This is a genomic window from Halopseudomonas salina, from assembly GCF_014637955.1.
GTDB classification, from domain to species: Bacteria; Pseudomonadota; Gammaproteobacteria; order Pseudomonadales; family Pseudomonadaceae; genus Halopseudomonas; species Halopseudomonas salina.
Genome location: NZ_BMFF01000007.1, coordinates 137,804 through 152,117, shown reverse-complemented (window position 1 = coordinate 152,117; position 14,314 = coordinate 137,804). Strand labels below are relative to the sequence as shown.

Below are 14,314 nucleotides of genomic sequence, written 5' to 3'. Positions count from 1 at the left end.
GCGTCGAGCCAGGATTCACACCCATTTGGGTTAGACTTGATTTCCTTGTTCGGCCCGGAGAGCAGCTCTTTATGGCTGTAGCGCATCCTTACCTGTCGGCTAACCCGCTGCATGAAATTTACCGGGACTCATGGCTCCTGGCGGCTCACAAGCCGGCCGGTCTGCTGGTACACCGTAGTCCTATTGATCGGCATGAAACCGAGTTTGCACTGCAATACGCCCGTGCGCTCAATGGCGGTGAGCATGTGTACCCGGTGCATAGATTGGACCGCCCGACCTCGGGTGTGCTTCTGTTCGCTCGAGACCCAGCGACCGCGAGTGCTCTGGGGAAAATGTTCATGGATGGAAAAGTAGCGAAGACGTATCTGGCGATGGTGCGGGGCTGGACTCCCGAGGCGGGGGTCATCGACCACCCCCTGCGCGAGCATCCGACTGACCGACGCTGCAAGGGTGAAGAGCAACCCCTACGCGAGGCGAAGAGCGGCTTCCGTCGGTTGGCGACGACGGAGATTCCAGTTGAGATAGAAGGCTACCCGGCCAGTCGTTACAGTCTGGTAGAGCTCAGCCCGCAAACCGGTCGCAAACACCAATTGCGCCGGCACATGCAGCACATCAGTCATCCGATTATTGGCGATACCAATTACGGTCGTACCCGGCACAACCATTATTTCGCCGAGCGTTTCGGCCAGAGCCGGTTGATGCTGGCGGCCACCGCTATGGCTTTCAGCCATCCCGTCACCGGTCAGTCGGTCATCCTGGAATCAGTACCCGAGATGTCGTTCATGCGGGTTTTATCAATTTTTGATGGGGAGTTTAGCTAAGCTCATACACTTTCCTTTTCTGGCTGGGCTTGCGCCTCAAAGAGGAAAGCTTCCAGCGAATCGTCCATCGCATCCATCCAGGGGGTGTGGTGGACGGGGGCCAGGGTGCCGGTCAGTGTCGAGCGGTAACTCTTGTTGCGATAACCGAGTATGTCCGCCTCCTTGTGATGTTCCCACTGCTTGAAGATCTCGGCGACGCCGGTCACATCGAAGGGCGGGTAGTCAGTCGGCTCAAGCAGATCCAGTATGTAGGCCGCCTGGAAGTCGATTGCCTCGAAGGGGTCAGTTACCTGTTCCTCGCGTCCTACCCATTCCCGGGTGTCGGCTGCCATCGCCTGGTCCGTTGGCAGGGTGATGCGGCCGAGCATCAGATCCCGCGCGTACCAGGCCTGGGCGTCAAACATATTGAAGGTGTAGTACTGGTCCTGCATGCCGAGGAAAACCAGTTTGGGGTTGGCCAGCGACACGATGCCCTTGTACAGGCCTTCCGGATAGAGTCGGTTGCTGGTGGTGAGCGTCAACTCGTTGGGCAGGAACGGGAAGTGATGCTGATACCCGGTACACAGGATGATCGCGTCAACGTCCTTGCTGGTGCCGTCCTTGAAGTGGGCAGTCTTGCCGACAACTTCGGAAAGCAATGGCACTTCGGCAAAGGATTCCGGCCAGTCAAAACCCATGGGCTTTGAGCGGTAGCTGAACGTGACCGACTTCGCCCCGTACTTGTGACACTGGGTGCCAATATCTTCCGCCGAATAGCTGCTGCCGATCAGTAGCAGATCCTTGCCCTGGAACTCGCAGGCGTCGCGGAAATCGTGGGCGTGCAGCACGCGACCGGGGAACTTTTCCAGACCTTCGAAGTAGGGCGCGTTGGGTGTTGAAAAGTGGCCGGTGGCAACGATCACATGATCGAACTCTTCAGTGCTGAGCACGTCCTGTTTGAGGTCGCGCACGGTGACTGCGAACTTGCCGGTGGCTTCGTCTTCGGCAACCCAGTGCACAGCGGTATTGAAGCGGATGTACTGGCGCACGTTGCTCTTGGCAACACGACCCATGATGTAGTCACGCAGGACGGCCCGCGGCGGGTAGGAGGGGATGGGGCGGCCGAAATGCTCCTCGAAGCTGTAATCGGCAAACTCCAGGCATTCCTTGGGGCCGTTCGACCACAGGTAGCGGTACATGCTGCCGTGAACCGGCTCGCCGTAGGCATCGAGTCCCGTGCGCCAGGTGTAGTTCCACAGGCCGCCCCAGTCACTCTGCTTTTCATAGCAGACGATTTCGGGGATGTCAGCGCCGTCGCGGCGGGCTGCTTCGAAAGCACGTAGTTGGGCCAGGCCGCTCGGGCCGGCGCCTAGAATGGCAACTCTAAAGCTCATAATGACTCCTGATAACAGGCAAGGTATCGTGCGCGGGCGAGAGCGGCCCGGGCAACGATTAAAAGCGAAAAGCACGCACCGCCCGAACCGAAATACGGTCGAGACATGGGGCTTCGCAATGAAGCGCACTGAAGTCGGGTTAACCGATGGCGCAATGTGATGAAGGCTGCAGCTGTCGGGGTGCAACAGAGGGCCGAAGGTGGGCAGGCCACCGATGAAACGCGAGGTCTCGAGAAAACGCCGGAAGGAAGCGCTCGAACTGGTCAAGCAGAAGAAGAATACTTGGTAACTCGTATGCCAGGAGCGGCACCTTAACACAATCGGGGTGTCCGCGTTTCTGCCGCATAGGATAGCTGACAGGAAAAATCGATATGAAAACCACCTCGCGCTTGGTTTGCCCCCTCTGTGGACAGGCTAACCAATGTGCTTATGTCGCATCGGACGTGACCGTAAAGTGCTGGTGTTTTGCTGTGCCGGTAAGCAAGCAGAATCTGGCTCGTGTCCCGGCTGATCAGATTGACAAGGCATGCCTTTGTCCACGCTGCGCAACAGCTGGAGCAAATACGGCTGAAGCGGACCACTCCGTCCGTCGAGCCGATTAAAGGATGGGTAATACTGGTCGACATATCAGGGAATATTTCGTGTAACACTTTTGGTGGATACGATCAGGTATGCCCAACCGGTGGTATTTCTCCACAAGTCGCGAAATCACCCTCCCTTCCGAGTACATCCTATGACTCTGCTTCGCCGATTCTCCATATCTCAGAGGCTGCTTGCGGGTACCTCGCTGACACTTCTGATCATTTTCGCTCTGGTCGGAGGCTTTGCCGTGGACTTCCGACAAAGCCTCCTTGATGGACGTGGGTTGAAAACACAGCACATTGTGGAATCGGGGATGGGCGTGCTGCAGTATTTCCATGACCGCCAGCTCAGTGGGGAGCTGACAAGGGAAGAAGCTGTTGCTGCAGCAATGGTAGCGCTTGAAGGCCAGCGTTACGGTGACAATGATTATTTCTGGGTTCACACCCTTGATCTGCAGATGCTCATGCATCCTTTCAGCAAGGCGCTGGTGGGAAATAGCGTGGCGCAGGTGAAGGATCCCAATGGCAAGTTTCTTTTCCGCGAAATGAACGATGTGGTCCGCGCTGATTCGGCTGGTTTTGTTGCTTACGACTGGCCGAAACCGGGAGTTACTGATCCTGTTCCGAAAATTTCTTACGTTTCTCTGTTCGAGCCGTGGGGCGTGGTACTGGGATCGGGAATCTATCTGGACGATGTAAATGGATTCTTCTGGGCGGAAATGGCCCCCAAACTCATTCTGGCGGGCTTCGGTTTGCTGGTGCTGATCGGCTTCAACCTGCTGATTGCACGCAGCATCAACGGGCCCCTCGGTCACGCAGTGCGAGCCATGAATGACATAGCAACAGGCGACGGCGATCTGACTCGAAGACTGGATACCAGCGGCAATGACGAAGTGGCGGGGTTGGCGCGTGGCTTCAATGCCTTTACCGACAAATTGACGGGGGTCATAGATGAGCTGCGTGAGGTGGTTTCGCGCAATCGGGAAATCGCGAGTGAAGTTGGTGGGGCCATGGCCAAGGCCGAGGCGTCCTATAACCAGCAAAGCAGTGAGCTGGAAACCATCGCTTCTGCGGTAGAGGAAATGAGTTCGACAGTCGAGGAAATTGCCAGACGCATGTCGGATTCGGCCGGAGCGGCCAAGGAGGCAGGCGACCAGACAGCCAAGGGGCATGAAACTGCAGAGCTTACCTCGGCAATGATGGTAACCCTGGCCAACGATATCGAACGGGCAGGGCAGGCCGTTAGTGAACTGAATGAAAACTCCAAAACGATAGGGTCGGTTCTGAGCGTGATACGTGGGGTAGCTGACCAGACCAACCTGCTGGCCTTGAACGCGGCTATAGAAGCTGCTCGGGCAGGCGAGCAGGGTCGGGGCTTTGCAGTAGTAGCCGATGAGGTAAGAACCCTGGCAAGCCGGACCCAGCGCTCTACCGATGAAATTCAGGAAATGATAACGCTGCTCCAGAATGGTACTACCAAGGCGGTGGAGTCCATGGAGGGCAGCCATCGTCAGTCGGAAGAGATGCAGGCACAGGTTGAGGCGTCCCGTACTGCCCTGGGCTTGATCGCCACCTCGGTATCGACCATTACCGACATGACCCATCAGGTGGCTGCCGCGGCCGAGCAGCAGTCACAGACATCCAACGAAATTGCTCGCAGCCTCAATCAACTCAGTGCCCTGGGCGGCAAGGTGATGTTCGAGCTGAAAGATACCGCAGAGAATACCGAGCACCTCAAGGAGGCTGCTGAGCAACTCGAACGATTGATTGGCCAGTTCAAGACAGCCCGGCTCTGAACGGGCACCCGGTAACAATGCTAGGCTTCTATTCTTGAAAACAACCAACAGGAGCCATGCAATGAAAACTGTACTTATCACCGGTGCCAACCGTGGAATTGGGCTGGAACTGGCTCGTTTGTATGCTGGCCGGGGTGATCAGGTGACAGGTGTCTGCCGCGAATCATCGCCCGAGCTCGACGCCGTCGCTACCAGGATTGTGGCAGGTATCGACGTGACATCTGAGCTCGACGTCAGGCGCCTGGCCAGCGAGCTCGCCGGCAGCCGCGTTGATCTACTGATCAATAACGCAGGCTTGTTGCAGGATGAAAAGTTGGGTGCCATAGATTTCGATTCCATTCGCACCCAGATGGAAATCAATGCCTATGCGCCGTTACGGGTTGCTGAGGCTTTGCTTGCGTTGATACCCAGGGGTGGCAAGATTGCCAATGTCACCAGTCGCATGGGGTCCATAGCGGATAATGACTCGGGCGGGCGCTACGGTTATCGCGCTTCAAAGGCTGCGCTGAACGCTTTTGGCAAGTCGCTGGCGATGGATCTCAAGCCCAAGGGAGTTGCCGTCGCGCAGCTGCACCCCGGTTATGTACAGACCCGGATGGTCGGTTTTTCCGGCCATATCACACCCACTGAGTCGGCCCGTGGGCTGGCTGAAAGAATCGATAATCTGAGTCTGGAAAATACCGGATCTTTCTGGCACAGCAATGGTGATGAACTGCCCTGGTAATCCATTTAGCTTTCGCGCCTAGCGGCAGAACCCGTAATTACTGGTATCCAGATGAAAGTGGTTGGCGTGGGCCTGGTTGTATTCGGGACCAAGGACGGTGCCAAAGTAATCGCAAGCGCTATCCTGGAAAGCCCTCAGGAAATCTCCAGCCTTTGACTCCCCAGGCCGTGCCCAATCCCTGAGCACCGAAATCCGCTCACCACCAACCAGTTCAAAGCTTGCAATATCCAGTGCAGATGCTGTGGCGTGTTCGCTGCGGCGACCCTCCTCACGGTTATACACATTGCGACAGGCAAAACTGCCGTAGTGATCTATCCGCTTCACTTGATTGTCCAGATGGATCAAGGCCAGGCGCTGTAATTCATTGCGTTCGAACATGATCCAGGCCACCGCCCAGGGACAACTGATGGTAAACGGAGAGTTGAAAGCCACGTCGGTTCGATTGATTCTGATTACATTTTCCAGCGGGCAGCCTTCCACCGGGGAGTAGTCTTCAAGCGGCATATAGTCCAATACGTTGTCGGGAGCTGTTGCCAGTGCATTTCTACACTGCTCGGGAGCGAGCTTGAGCCGGGACAACTTCCAGCGGGAAACAGGTGTTAGCTGGTGCTCGACCGACAATGGGGCCCAGGGATTCCAGGCAGCCGGAACAGCTTCCCAGGGGCGCGTCAGATATATCAGCAAGCATAAGGCCAGCAGGGCGAGGAGCTTCGCCAGGCGCAGTAGTAATTTATTCAACTGAACCTCGGTTTCGGGAGTGTGCGACTGTTCTTGGATGTTTCAGTCAACGTATTCATATTGTTGATTTGTCTTGCCTGCAGCACAATTTATGCTTATATCGGCTTTGAAATTCAGCCTCAGTGTGGAGAAAGCATGCCTGACAATAAAAACATCTACATTCTTTATGGCGCGTCCCATTCCCTTTACACAGGTAAAGCGCGCTGTTATTTACGCAACCAGCGCATTTCCTACATCGAGCGGCCGACCACCCATCCGGATTTTGCCGCGCGGATTCTCCCGCAGATTGGCAGGGGGATCATCCCTGTGCTGGAGACACCCGATGGGCAGATCATTCAGGATACTGTCGATATCATCGATTATTTCGAACGTCTGGGTGTACCTTACCCGGTGTATCCACAGGGTCCCTTGCAACGTGCAATAGCGATTATCATCGAGTACTACGGTGGCCAGGCTATGCTCAAGCATGCGATGCATTATCGGTGGTCCTACCTCGAGCAACAGAAAGATTTTCTGGTACATGCATTCACCAGCGGATCGGGTGCAGGGATGGCGGAAAAGATCATGATGCGTATGCAGGCCTATTTGCCGCGTCTGGGTGTAACCGAACAGAGCATCCCGCACATCGAGCGGTCATACGAGGCCTTGTTGGATATTCTTGATGCGCACTTCGAGCAGATGCCCTACCTGCTCGGGGACCGGCCCTCGATTGGAGACTATGGACTGATAGGCTCCCTGTTTGCCCACCTGGGACGTGATCCGGTGCCCTGCCAGATCATGAAGCTACGCGCGCCGCGGGTGTATCGGTGGGTTGAGCGCATGACGGCGCCTGGGCTTGATGTGGTCGAATATCCTGAGCGTGCTGCTGAATTCTGGCCCGAGGACGCGATCCCGCTAACACTCGAGCCACTACTAGAGCATATCGCCAGCGAAATCTTTCCTGAGCTGAGCGATAAGCTGGCCTTTATCGATAACTGGGTGTTGCGCAATCAGCCAGCCGATGGTGAGCCCGTGACTGAAAAGCCCCAGCAACGCCAGCTGGGTATGGTAAATACCAGTTTCAAGGGCACCCCGCTCGAGGTTGGAGTGGAACCGTACCTCTTGTTTTTACTACAGCGTGCAGCGGATGCGTTGGCGGATTTGACCGGGCCCGAGTCTGAGCGCGTGCAGGTCTTTCTCGACCGTATGGGGCTCGCAGCAGCTGTGCCTCGGGGCCTGGCTTACAGTGTTGCCCGCCAAAGCAATATCGAGGTGTGGGCTATAAGATGAAGCTGGGACAGTAATTAACCGTTTTTCAGCTGTGCTACTCAGGCGAGCTCAGCCCTCATCGAACCAGTTGCCCAGATGGATCTTGCCCTTGCGCGTGCTCGATGCGGGCTTGGGTTTCTTGGGTTTCTTCGGCTTTTTGACAATCTGACCGCCGGGGGTAGTTATCGGCACGCGGTGGGTGGGAATGAAGTCGGCTTCCTCCTTGCGCGGCAAGGTCTGGCCGATAAATGTTTCGATTGCTGCGAGCTGCTCTACTTCGTCAGCACTGACCAGCGAGATGGCTTCGCCGTTGCTGCCTGCGCGACCGGTGCGGCCGATTCGGTGGACATAATCCTCGGCGACCACAGGTAGGTCGAGATTGACGACCTGGGGCAAGTCATTGATGTCCAGTCCGCGTGCCGCGACGTCAGTAGCCACCAGCACTCGGACCTCGTCAGCCTTGAAGCGGGCGAGGGCGCGTAGGCGTGCAGGCTGCGGCCTGTCGCCGTGAATTGCATCGGCACTAACGCCATTGCTCTGTAGCATATCCACCAGTTGGTCCACTCCCTGGCGTGTTTTGGCAAAGACCAGTACCTGACGCCATTTGCGCTGTGATAGCAGGTGCATGAAGAGTTCAGGCTTACGTTTCTTGTCCACCGGGATAACACACTGCGAGACGGTGACTGCCGCGACCTCATTGGGGCTGATATCAAGCACCAGTGGGTCGCGCAACAGATCCTCGCCCAAGATGCGAATAGCATTGGAAAAAGTTGCGGAAAACAGCAGCGTCTGACGCTTGCTCGGCAGTGCACTGAAAACCTGATGCAGCTCTTCGGCGAAGCCCAGATCGAGCATGCGATCGGCTTCGTCCAGGACCAGTATCTGTAGCTGGCTGAAAGACACCGCGTTCTTGCGATAAAGGTCCAGCAGGCGACCGGGTGTCGCCACCAATATGTCCACACCCTTGCGCAATGCCATCATCTGCGGATTGATTGAGACCCCACCATAGACTGCATAGCTGCGCAACGGCAGCTGATCCCCGTAGGTCATGAAACTCTGCAGAACCTGTTCAGCCAGCTCCCGAGTGGGTACCAGAATCAGAGCCCGAGTCTGGTTGCTGGCGACCCTGGGGCCCTCTTGCAGCAGTTTGTGTAGTACCGGTAAGGCAAAGCCGGCGGTTTTGCCTGTCCCTGTCTGCGCCGCGGCCATTAGGTCCCGACCCTTGATCACGGCTGGAATGGCTGCTGTCTGGACTGCGGTTGGTGAGCGGTAGTTCAGTCGATCAAGTGTGCGCAGGATCGGGTCGAGCAGACCCAGGGAGGAGAACGTCATGGATGCAATGCCGGCAAGAAAAGAGTCGGTGCAGTTTACCCGTGGCTTGTGGAAGAAAGCCAACCGCGAATAATGGAGGCACCGACGGGTCGAATGGCTGGAGGGCCGCTCAAAGCAGACCTATGGCACGCGCTGGGATTGTCTACCATTCAATAGAACCTTTGCGGGTTATCTGTGTCGACTTTCAACCTACTCACTTTTATGTTCTGCTCTTTATGCCGTGATGTGAATTCTCACGGGCGCACCGCGGTGAAAAGCAAACGTTAACGTAATGGATAGCACAACATGCCCAATCAGTATTTACGATTTACCTGGCAACTGGCACTGGTTCTTATGCTCGGCAGCCTGCTTTCGGGGTGTGGCATAAACAACATTCCTACCTATGATGAGCAGGTCAAATCATCCTGGGCGCAGGTGGAAAATCAGTACCAGAGACGCGCAGACCTTGTGCCCAATCTGGTCGAGACGGTCAAGGGCTTCGCTCGCCAGGAGCGGGAAACACTGACCGCTGTGGTCGAGGCTCGGGCCAAGGCAACATCGATTCAGATCAGCGCCGAGGACCTGAACGACCCGGCCAAGATGCGGCAATTCGAGCAGGCGCAATCTCAGCTGACGGGGGCGCTCAGTCGGTTGATGGCTGTTTCGGAACGGTACCCGGATCTCAAATCCAATCAGAACTTTTTGACACTGCAGTCGCAGCTGGAAGGCACCGAGAACCGTATCGCGGTAGCAAGGCGCGATTACATCGCCTCCGTGCAGCAGTACAACACCGAGATCCGCACCTTCCCGGGTCGCATCTGGCACAGCCTGATGTATAGCGACATGCCCATACGCGAAAACTTTGAAGCCACCACTGAGGGCGCAGAACAGGCGCCGGCAGTGCAGTTCGAATGAGTATGCGCAAACTTCTCGTACCCTGGCAGTTGCTTGCCCTGCTGGTGTTCAGCTGCGCCGCTACTGCTCAGGTGCCGGCCGTCGAGGTCGAGTTGCCAGAATTGACCGGCCGCGTGGTGGATCAGGCTGAAATGGTTGGACCCCAGACTGAGACGCGCTTGACGCAAATGCTTGCTGCTCATGAACAGGCAACCGGTGAGCAGGTGGTGGTAGTGACTGTGCCGGATCTTCAGGGTCGCAGCATAGAAGAGTTTGGCGTGGAACTCGGCCGAGCCTGGGGTATAGGCGAGGCCGAGGAAGATACCGGCGCCTTGCTGATAGTGGCGCGCGATGATCGGAAGATCCGTATCGAGGTGGGTTATGGTCTCGAAGGTCGACTGACGGATGCGCAATCATCAGCCATCATCAACAGCATCATTACGCCAGCTTTCCGTGAGGGCAATTTTGAACAGGGCATCGCCGATGGAAGTGCGGCGATGGTCCAGGTTCTGGGCGGCGATCCCCTCTTGACGGCCAGTGGTCGTCCGGTCACTGAAAAGAATGACAACCCTCCCGGTGGTCTGTTCGTCATTCTGTTTTTCGTGGTGATCTCGCTGATCCGCGGTGCCTTCGGTGGTCGTGGCGGCCGCGGTGGCAGAGGTTTCGGCAGCGCGATACTGGCCGGCGCTCTGCTCGGTGGCATGGGTCGCGGCGGCGGTGGGGGAGGCGGTTTTGGCGGTGGCGGTGGCGGCTTTGGTGGCGGTGGCGCTTCGGGCGGCTGGTAAACTCAATCATGGATTCCCAATGACTCTTCTTACGCAAGACGAACAACAGCAGGTTGCTGATGCGATCGATCGTATCGAACTTGAGACCGACGCCGAGGTGGTAACGGTGCTTGCTGCCCGCGCCGATGACTACCATTACATTCCGTTGCTCTGGGCTGGTGTGCTTGCTCTGCTGATACCCGGTCTGGTGATACTTGTCACCGGCTGGCTGGGTGCGGCAGAGTTACTACTGGCCCAATGGGTGACTTTTATCATTCTGGCACTGGTCTTTCGGCTGCCGCCGGTCATTACCCGGCTTATCCCGCGATCAGTCAGGCATTGGCGAGCGAGCAACCTCGCGCGGCGACAATTCATTGAGCTCAACCTGCACCACACCGATGGTGCTACAGGCATGCTCATTTTTGTTTCCGAAGCTGAGCGGTATGTAGAGATTCTGGTTGATCGGGGTATTTCCGGTCGCATCGATAACGCGGTGTGGGAGTCCATTGTCGAAGCCTTTACCGTCAAGGTACGTGAAGGCAAAGTACTGGATGGCTTCCTGAGCTGCATCGACTCATGCGGAGCACAACTGAGTCAGCATGTGCCAGGCACGCACGACCGCAACGAACTGTCCAACCGTCTGGTGGTGCTGCCCTGAATCGTCGAACGGTTGGCCTCATCCTGATTGGCGATGAATTGCTCAATGGTCGCAAGCAGGACGCGCACCTGCCGGCAATGATCCCGCGGTTTTCCCAGCGTGGGCTGGAAATTGATTGGGTCAACGTCGTTGGCGATAATCCGGGCCTGATCACGCGCGCGCTTGAGGATTCCCTTGGTCGTGGAGATATCGTGTTCTGTTTTGGGGGTATAGGTGCTACGCCGGATGACCTTACCCGCCAGTGTGCAGCGGCGGCGCTGCGGGTAGATATCGAACTGCATCCCGCCGCCGAACAGGAAATCCGTGCGCAATTGGGTGACAGGCTTAACGCCAACCACCTGCGCATGGGCGAGTTTCCGGCGGGTTCTCGTATTATCCCCAACCCGATCAACCGCATACCGGGCTTTTCGATACGTGATCATCATTTTGTGCCCGGCTTTCCTCGGATGGCCTGGCCGATGGTCGAGTGGGTGCTGGATCACGACTACGCCAGTCTGCAAGCCCCGGGCCAGCAAGTCACTCAGACCCTTGTGCTTACCGATACTTCCGAGGGCCCTTTGATACCGCTCATGGAGCAGCTTTTGGCCGAGTTCGTTCATCTGCGTCTGGCCTGCCTGCCCCACGCCGAAGGCCGTCAGGAAGTCGAACTGAGTCTCAGGGGCAGGCCTGAGGAGGTGGTGGCAGGCATGGACCGGCTGCGTGAGTTATTGAATCAACGGGAAAAGTAGATGTTAAGCTGTCGAGTATATTCAGGTAGCCGAGGAATTGATCATGGGTGAGTCAAAGCGTCGTCAGGCAACAGGGGAGCCGAGCCCCCAGAGGCGCAAGCAGAAAGGCCGTAACGGCCTCGTGTGGGGCGGCGCTGTGCTGGCCGTGGCAGCAGCCTTGGCTGCTACCTTTTATCTGGCCACTCCAGGTACCGGTCCGATCGCATTGCCATCGGTGCCCGCGGATCAGCCGGCATTCCCTGCCGAGGTAGACAGATTCGGAGTGCAACTGGGCGACCCTGAGGCACCTGTTGTGGTGCGTGAGTTTGCGGACTATCAGTGCCCGGCCTGCGCGCGTTTCTCCGGCGTTATTGATCAACTGAAAAGCGACTATATTGATTCGGGCAAGGTGCGTCTGGTGTTCTTTGAAATGCCCCTGGCTCAGCACAGTAACGCTATGCCTGCGGCAATTGCGGCCCGTTGCGCCGGCGAACAGGATGCCTACTGGGGCATGCATGATGCGTTGTTCACCAATCAGGCTGCCTGGAGCACTTCAAACGATCCACTGGCACTATTTGCCGGTTATGCCGGGGAGCTGGGGCTGCATGAAGGGCGCTTTGAGCGTTGTATCTCGACCGAGCAGACCCGTTCTGCTGTAGAGGACAGTCTCGCAGTGGCCAAGCAACTGCGCGTCGCCAGTACGCCGACAGTGATCGTCGATAACATCCCGTTGACACGCAGCAACTGGGAGCAGCTTTCAGGCGTTATCGAGCAGCAGCTCGACAGGGACTAACACTCCAGATCGGGACGATGGCCGGCAGGCAGCTGGCCATCGTCCATAAAGCCGAGGCTAGCAGGTATGTCCGATAAACCGCTTGCAGCGCGTTCTGACCGCAGTTCGATCGACGCCTTCATCAATCAGGTACGCGCTCTGCCTGCACGCCCGGACGAGCAGGGCAGACTTATCTTTGCCCTTGACGCCACTGCCAGCCGTGAGGCTACCTGGGATCAGGCCAGTGATCTGCAAAGCGAGCTCTTCGGTGCGGCGCAGGACCTGGGCGGTTTGTCGATCCAGCTTTGCTATTACCGGGGATTTCGCGAGTTCAAAGCCACAGGCTTTGTTGAAAAGACCAGTCAGTTGCTCGGTCTGATGAATGGCGTTCGCTGTCTGGGCGGCATCACCCAGATTGGACGTGTGTTGCGCCATGCCTTGCAGGAGACCCGTGCAAAGCCGGTCAAGGCGGTGGTATTCATTGGTGACTGTTGCGAAGAGTCGGTTGACGAACTCTGTCATGCCGCTGGCGAGCTGGGCATGCTGCGAACACCGGTTTTCATGTTCCAGGAGGGTGCAGATCCTCATGCGCAGGCGGTGTTCCGGCAAGTCAGTAGCCTTTCGGGGGGCGCCTATGCACCTTTTGACCGAAGCAGCCCACAATTGCTCAGGGAGTTACTCGCCGCTGTTGCCGTGTACGCCTCGGGGGGTGTCAAAGCCTTGAGAGATCATTCCGATAGAAGCTCCGTAGAAGTGAGGCGTCTCACGCAGCAGATCCGGTAGGCGTGATGATGCGATACGATCTTTCATTTTTGGAGCGTTAATGGCTGCATTATTGCTTTTTTGTCTGTTCGCCGCTGTTGCTGGCTGGCTCTGGGTGCGTTCCCTTCCATCCGCCCAGCGCAAGCCGGCAATTCTCAAACTGGTGATTATCGGCACCGTTGCTGTGGTTGCCATTCTCGCGCTTACCGGACGTTTTTACCTGGTACTGGCGTTACTCGCGGGTCTGTTTCCATTGTTGCGCCGTATGCTCCCGGGGCTGTTGCTGGGGCGATTATTTCGGGGGTTCGGCTTGCCGGGGATGGGGCGCGGCCGCAGCAAGGCGAGTAGCGGCAATCAATCCCGGGTATCCAGTCAGATTCTGGAGATGACACTGGACCATGACAGTGGGGATATGAGCGGCAGTGTGCTGGAGGGTCCTTTTTCCGGTCAGCAGCTGGCTGATCTGGGCGAACAACAATTCATCGAGTTGCTTGAATATTGCAGGCAGAATGACGATGACTCAGCCCGCTTGCTGGAAAGTTATCTGGATCGGCGCTTCGGCGATTCCTGGCGTGCTGATGACTCAGCTAATGGATCTGCTGAAGGGCGGGAGGGAAGTCAGCGCTCAGCCCGTGCGGGTTCACTCACCAAGTCCGAGGCTCTGGAGGTGCTAGGGCTGGAGGCGGGAGCCACGCAGGAAGACGTTATTCAGGCGCATCGGCTCTTGATGCAGAAAATGCATCCTGATCGCGGCGGGAGTACTTATCTGGCGTCCCTGATCAACGAGGCAAAGGACGTCCTGGTCGACTAGCCGGAGCGACTAGAGGAGTTTTCCGGCCCACTGGCAGGCTCGTATTCCTTGCAGAATACGCCGCCGGCAGACAGGCAATAGGTTACCCATCTAGAGTCAGGTTTTATATCAAAAGGTGTCTCAGGACCGCCCAGAATGGCTTGTCTGGCAGCCTCGCAGCTATCAAACCGTACCGGGATATGGTACCCCGCCTGCGCTACCTGCTCCGGAAGCACTATTTGTGTGCCGGGCCCATCTGCAATACTCCAGCCGTTATCGCGCAATCTGACAGCGTAAAGCGCGCGCTCGACGGGTATCGCTTCGCTGTAATCATTGACTATATGCAATGCATTCTCCAGTTCAGGCCCCCTGCAG

At 57.0% G+C, this 14,314-nt stretch carries 16 protein-coding genes; 12 read left to right on the top strand and 4 right to left on the bottom strand.

From position 1 onward, the window contains the following. Positions 1-71: 71 nt before the first annotated feature. Positions 72-821, top strand: coding sequence for a pseudouridine synthase (locus IEV54_RS15115; RefSeq protein ID WP_150278876.1), 750 nt, complete (start codon positions 72-74; stop codon positions 819-821). A 2-nt stretch (positions 822-823) separates the two neighbouring features. Here IEV54_RS15115 and IEV54_RS15110 read toward each other — a convergent pair whose 3' ends face one another. Continuing rightward, entirely contained in the window at positions 824-2,194 is a 1,371-nt protein-coding gene (locus tag IEV54_RS15110; protein WP_150278877.1) for a trimethylamine monooxygenase, read from the bottom strand. A gap of 371 nt (positions 2,195-2,565) precedes the next feature. Between IEV54_RS15110 and IEV54_RS15105 the strand changes: the two genes are divergently transcribed. The 3 genes from IEV54_RS15105 to IEV54_RS15095 all read left to right on the top strand — a co-directional run bounded on the left by IEV54_RS15105 (position 2,566) and on the right by IEV54_RS15095 (position 5,295). Next, complete coding sequence (locus IEV54_RS15105; protein WP_150278878.1) at positions 2,566-2,796, top strand: cysteine-rich CWC family protein; 231 nt, start codon at positions 2,566-2,568, stop codon at positions 2,794-2,796. A 131-nt stretch (positions 2,797-2,927) separates the two neighbouring features. Continuing rightward, positions 2,928-4,571, top strand: coding sequence for a methyl-accepting chemotaxis protein (locus IEV54_RS15100; RefSeq protein ID WP_150278879.1), 1,644 nt, complete (start codon positions 2,928-2,930; stop codon positions 4,569-4,571). A 61-nt stretch (positions 4,572-4,632) separates the two neighbouring features. Beyond that, positions 4,633-5,295 carry an SDR family oxidoreductase gene (locus IEV54_RS15095; RefSeq protein WP_150278880.1) on the top strand — a complete coding sequence of 221 codons (663 nt, stop codon included), beginning with the start codon at positions 4,633-4,635 and terminating at the stop codon, positions 5,293-5,295. Positions 5,296-5,313: 18 nt separating this feature from the next. Here IEV54_RS15095 and IEV54_RS15090 read toward each other — a convergent pair whose 3' ends face one another. Beyond that, positions 5,314-6,033 (bottom strand): extensin-like domain-containing protein, encoded by a 720-nt coding sequence (locus IEV54_RS15090; protein ID WP_150278881.1) that lies wholly within the window; start codon positions 6,031-6,033, stop codon positions 5,314-5,316. 135 nt (positions 6,034-6,168) lie between these two features. Between IEV54_RS15090 and IEV54_RS15085 the strand changes: the two genes are divergently transcribed. Beyond that, positions 6,169-7,302, top strand: a complete 1,134-nt coding sequence (locus tag IEV54_RS15085) for a glutathione S-transferase family protein (RefSeq protein WP_150278882.1) — start codon at positions 6,169-6,171, stop codon at positions 7,300-7,302. A gap of 48 nt (positions 7,303-7,350) precedes the next feature. Here the strand turns inward: IEV54_RS15085 and rhlE1 are convergent, their stop codons facing one another. Continuing rightward, on the bottom strand, positions 7,351-8,613 hold the full coding sequence (gene rhlE1 / locus IEV54_RS15080) for an RNA helicase RhlE1 (protein WP_150278883.1): 1,263 nt from the start codon (positions 8,611-8,613) through the stop codon (positions 7,351-7,353). A 285-nt stretch (positions 8,614-8,898) separates the two neighbouring features. Between rhlE1 and IEV54_RS15075 the strand changes: the two genes are divergently transcribed. From IEV54_RS15075 to IEV54_RS15045, 7 genes are all read left to right on the top strand, one after another. Then, on the top strand, positions 8,899-9,507 hold the full coding sequence (locus tag IEV54_RS15075; RefSeq protein ID WP_150278884.1) for a LemA family protein: 609 nt from the start codon (positions 8,899-8,901) through the stop codon (positions 9,505-9,507). Beyond that, positions 9,504-10,271, top strand: coding sequence for a TPM domain-containing protein (locus IEV54_RS15070; RefSeq protein ID WP_150278885.1), 768 nt, complete (start codon positions 9,504-9,506; stop codon positions 10,269-10,271). The genes IEV54_RS15075 and IEV54_RS15070 overlap by 4 nt, the downstream gene beginning before the upstream one ends. A 19-nt stretch (positions 10,272-10,290) precedes the next feature. Further along, positions 10,291-10,908 carry a TPM domain-containing protein gene (locus IEV54_RS15065; protein ID WP_150278886.1) on the top strand — a complete coding sequence of 206 codons (618 nt, stop codon included), beginning with the start codon at positions 10,291-10,293 and terminating at the stop codon, positions 10,906-10,908. After that, complete coding sequence (locus IEV54_RS15060) at positions 10,905-11,636, top strand: competence/damage-inducible protein A (RefSeq protein ID WP_268235155.1); 732 nt, start codon at positions 10,905-10,907, stop codon at positions 11,634-11,636. The genes IEV54_RS15065 and IEV54_RS15060 overlap by 4 nt, the downstream gene beginning before the upstream one ends. Positions 11,637-11,679: 43 nt before the next feature. Continuing rightward, positions 11,680-12,408: a DsbA family protein gene (locus tag IEV54_RS15055; protein WP_150278888.1), complete on the top strand. Its 729-nt coding sequence runs from the start codon at positions 11,680-11,682 to the stop codon at positions 12,406-12,408. A 66-nt stretch (positions 12,409-12,474) separates the two neighbouring features. Then, on the top strand, positions 12,475-13,170 hold the full coding sequence (locus tag IEV54_RS15050; RefSeq protein WP_150278889.1) for a VWA domain-containing protein: 696 nt from the start codon (positions 12,475-12,477) through the stop codon (positions 13,168-13,170). Positions 13,171-13,210: 40 nt separating this feature from the next. Beyond that, complete coding sequence (locus IEV54_RS15045) at positions 13,211-13,960, top strand: J domain-containing protein (protein WP_150278890.1); 750 nt, start codon at positions 13,211-13,213, stop codon at positions 13,958-13,960. Here IEV54_RS15045 and IEV54_RS15040 read toward each other — a convergent pair. Then, positions 13,957-14,286 carry a hypothetical protein gene (locus IEV54_RS15040; protein ID WP_150278891.1) on the bottom strand — a complete coding sequence of 110 codons (330 nt, stop codon included), beginning with the start codon at positions 14,284-14,286 and terminating at the stop codon, positions 13,957-13,959. The two genes, IEV54_RS15045 and IEV54_RS15040, sit on opposite strands and share 4 nt — an antisense overlap. Between the last annotated feature and the right edge of the window lie 28 nt (positions 14,287-14,314).

What these genes read in the sequence shown, in the direction of transcription:
- IEV54_RS15110 (WP_150278877.1), bottom strand. Translation starts at nt 2,194, where the DNA reads ATGAGCTTTAGAGTTGCCATTCTAGGCGCCGGCCCGAGCGGCCTGGCC.
- IEV54_RS15095 (WP_150278880.1), top strand. Translation starts at nt 4,633, where the DNA reads ATGAAAACTGTACTTATCACCGGTGCCAACCGTGGAATTGGGCTGGAA.
- IEV54_RS15045 (WP_150278890.1), top strand. Translation starts at nt 13,211, where the DNA reads ATGGCTGCATTATTGCTTTTTTGTCTGTTCGCCGCTGTTGCTGGCTGG.
- IEV54_RS15085 (WP_150278882.1), top strand. Translation starts at nt 6,169, where the DNA reads ATGCCTGACAATAAAAACATCTACATTCTTTATGGCGCGTCCCATTCC.
- IEV54_RS15100 (WP_150278879.1), top strand. Translation starts at nt 2,928, where the DNA reads ATGACTCTGCTTCGCCGATTCTCCATATCTCAGAGGCTGCTTGCGGGT.
- IEV54_RS15075 (WP_150278884.1), top strand. Translation starts at nt 8,899, where the DNA reads ATGCCCAATCAGTATTTACGATTTACCTGGCAACTGGCACTGGTTCTT.
- IEV54_RS15065 (WP_150278886.1), top strand. Translation starts at nt 10,291, where the DNA reads ATGACTCTTCTTACGCAAGACGAACAACAGCAGGTTGCTGATGCGATC.
- IEV54_RS15105 (WP_150278878.1), top strand. Translation starts at nt 2,566, where the DNA reads ATGAAAACCACCTCGCGCTTGGTTTGCCCCCTCTGTGGACAGGCTAAC.
- IEV54_RS15070 (WP_150278885.1), top strand. Translation starts at nt 9,504, where the DNA reads ATGAGTATGCGCAAACTTCTCGTACCCTGGCAGTTGCTTGCCCTGCTG.
- IEV54_RS15055 (WP_150278888.1), top strand. Translation starts at nt 11,680, where the DNA reads ATGGGTGAGTCAAAGCGTCGTCAGGCAACAGGGGAGCCGAGCCCCCAG.
- IEV54_RS15115 (WP_150278876.1), top strand. Translation starts at nt 72, where the DNA reads ATGGCTGTAGCGCATCCTTACCTGTCGGCTAACCCGCTGCATGAAATT.
- IEV54_RS15050 (WP_150278889.1), top strand. Translation starts at nt 12,475, where the DNA reads ATGTCCGATAAACCGCTTGCAGCGCGTTCTGACCGCAGTTCGATCGAC.
- rhlE1 (WP_150278883.1), bottom strand. Translation starts at nt 8,613, where the DNA reads ATGACGTTCTCCTCCCTGGGTCTGCTCGACCCGATCCTGCGCACACTT.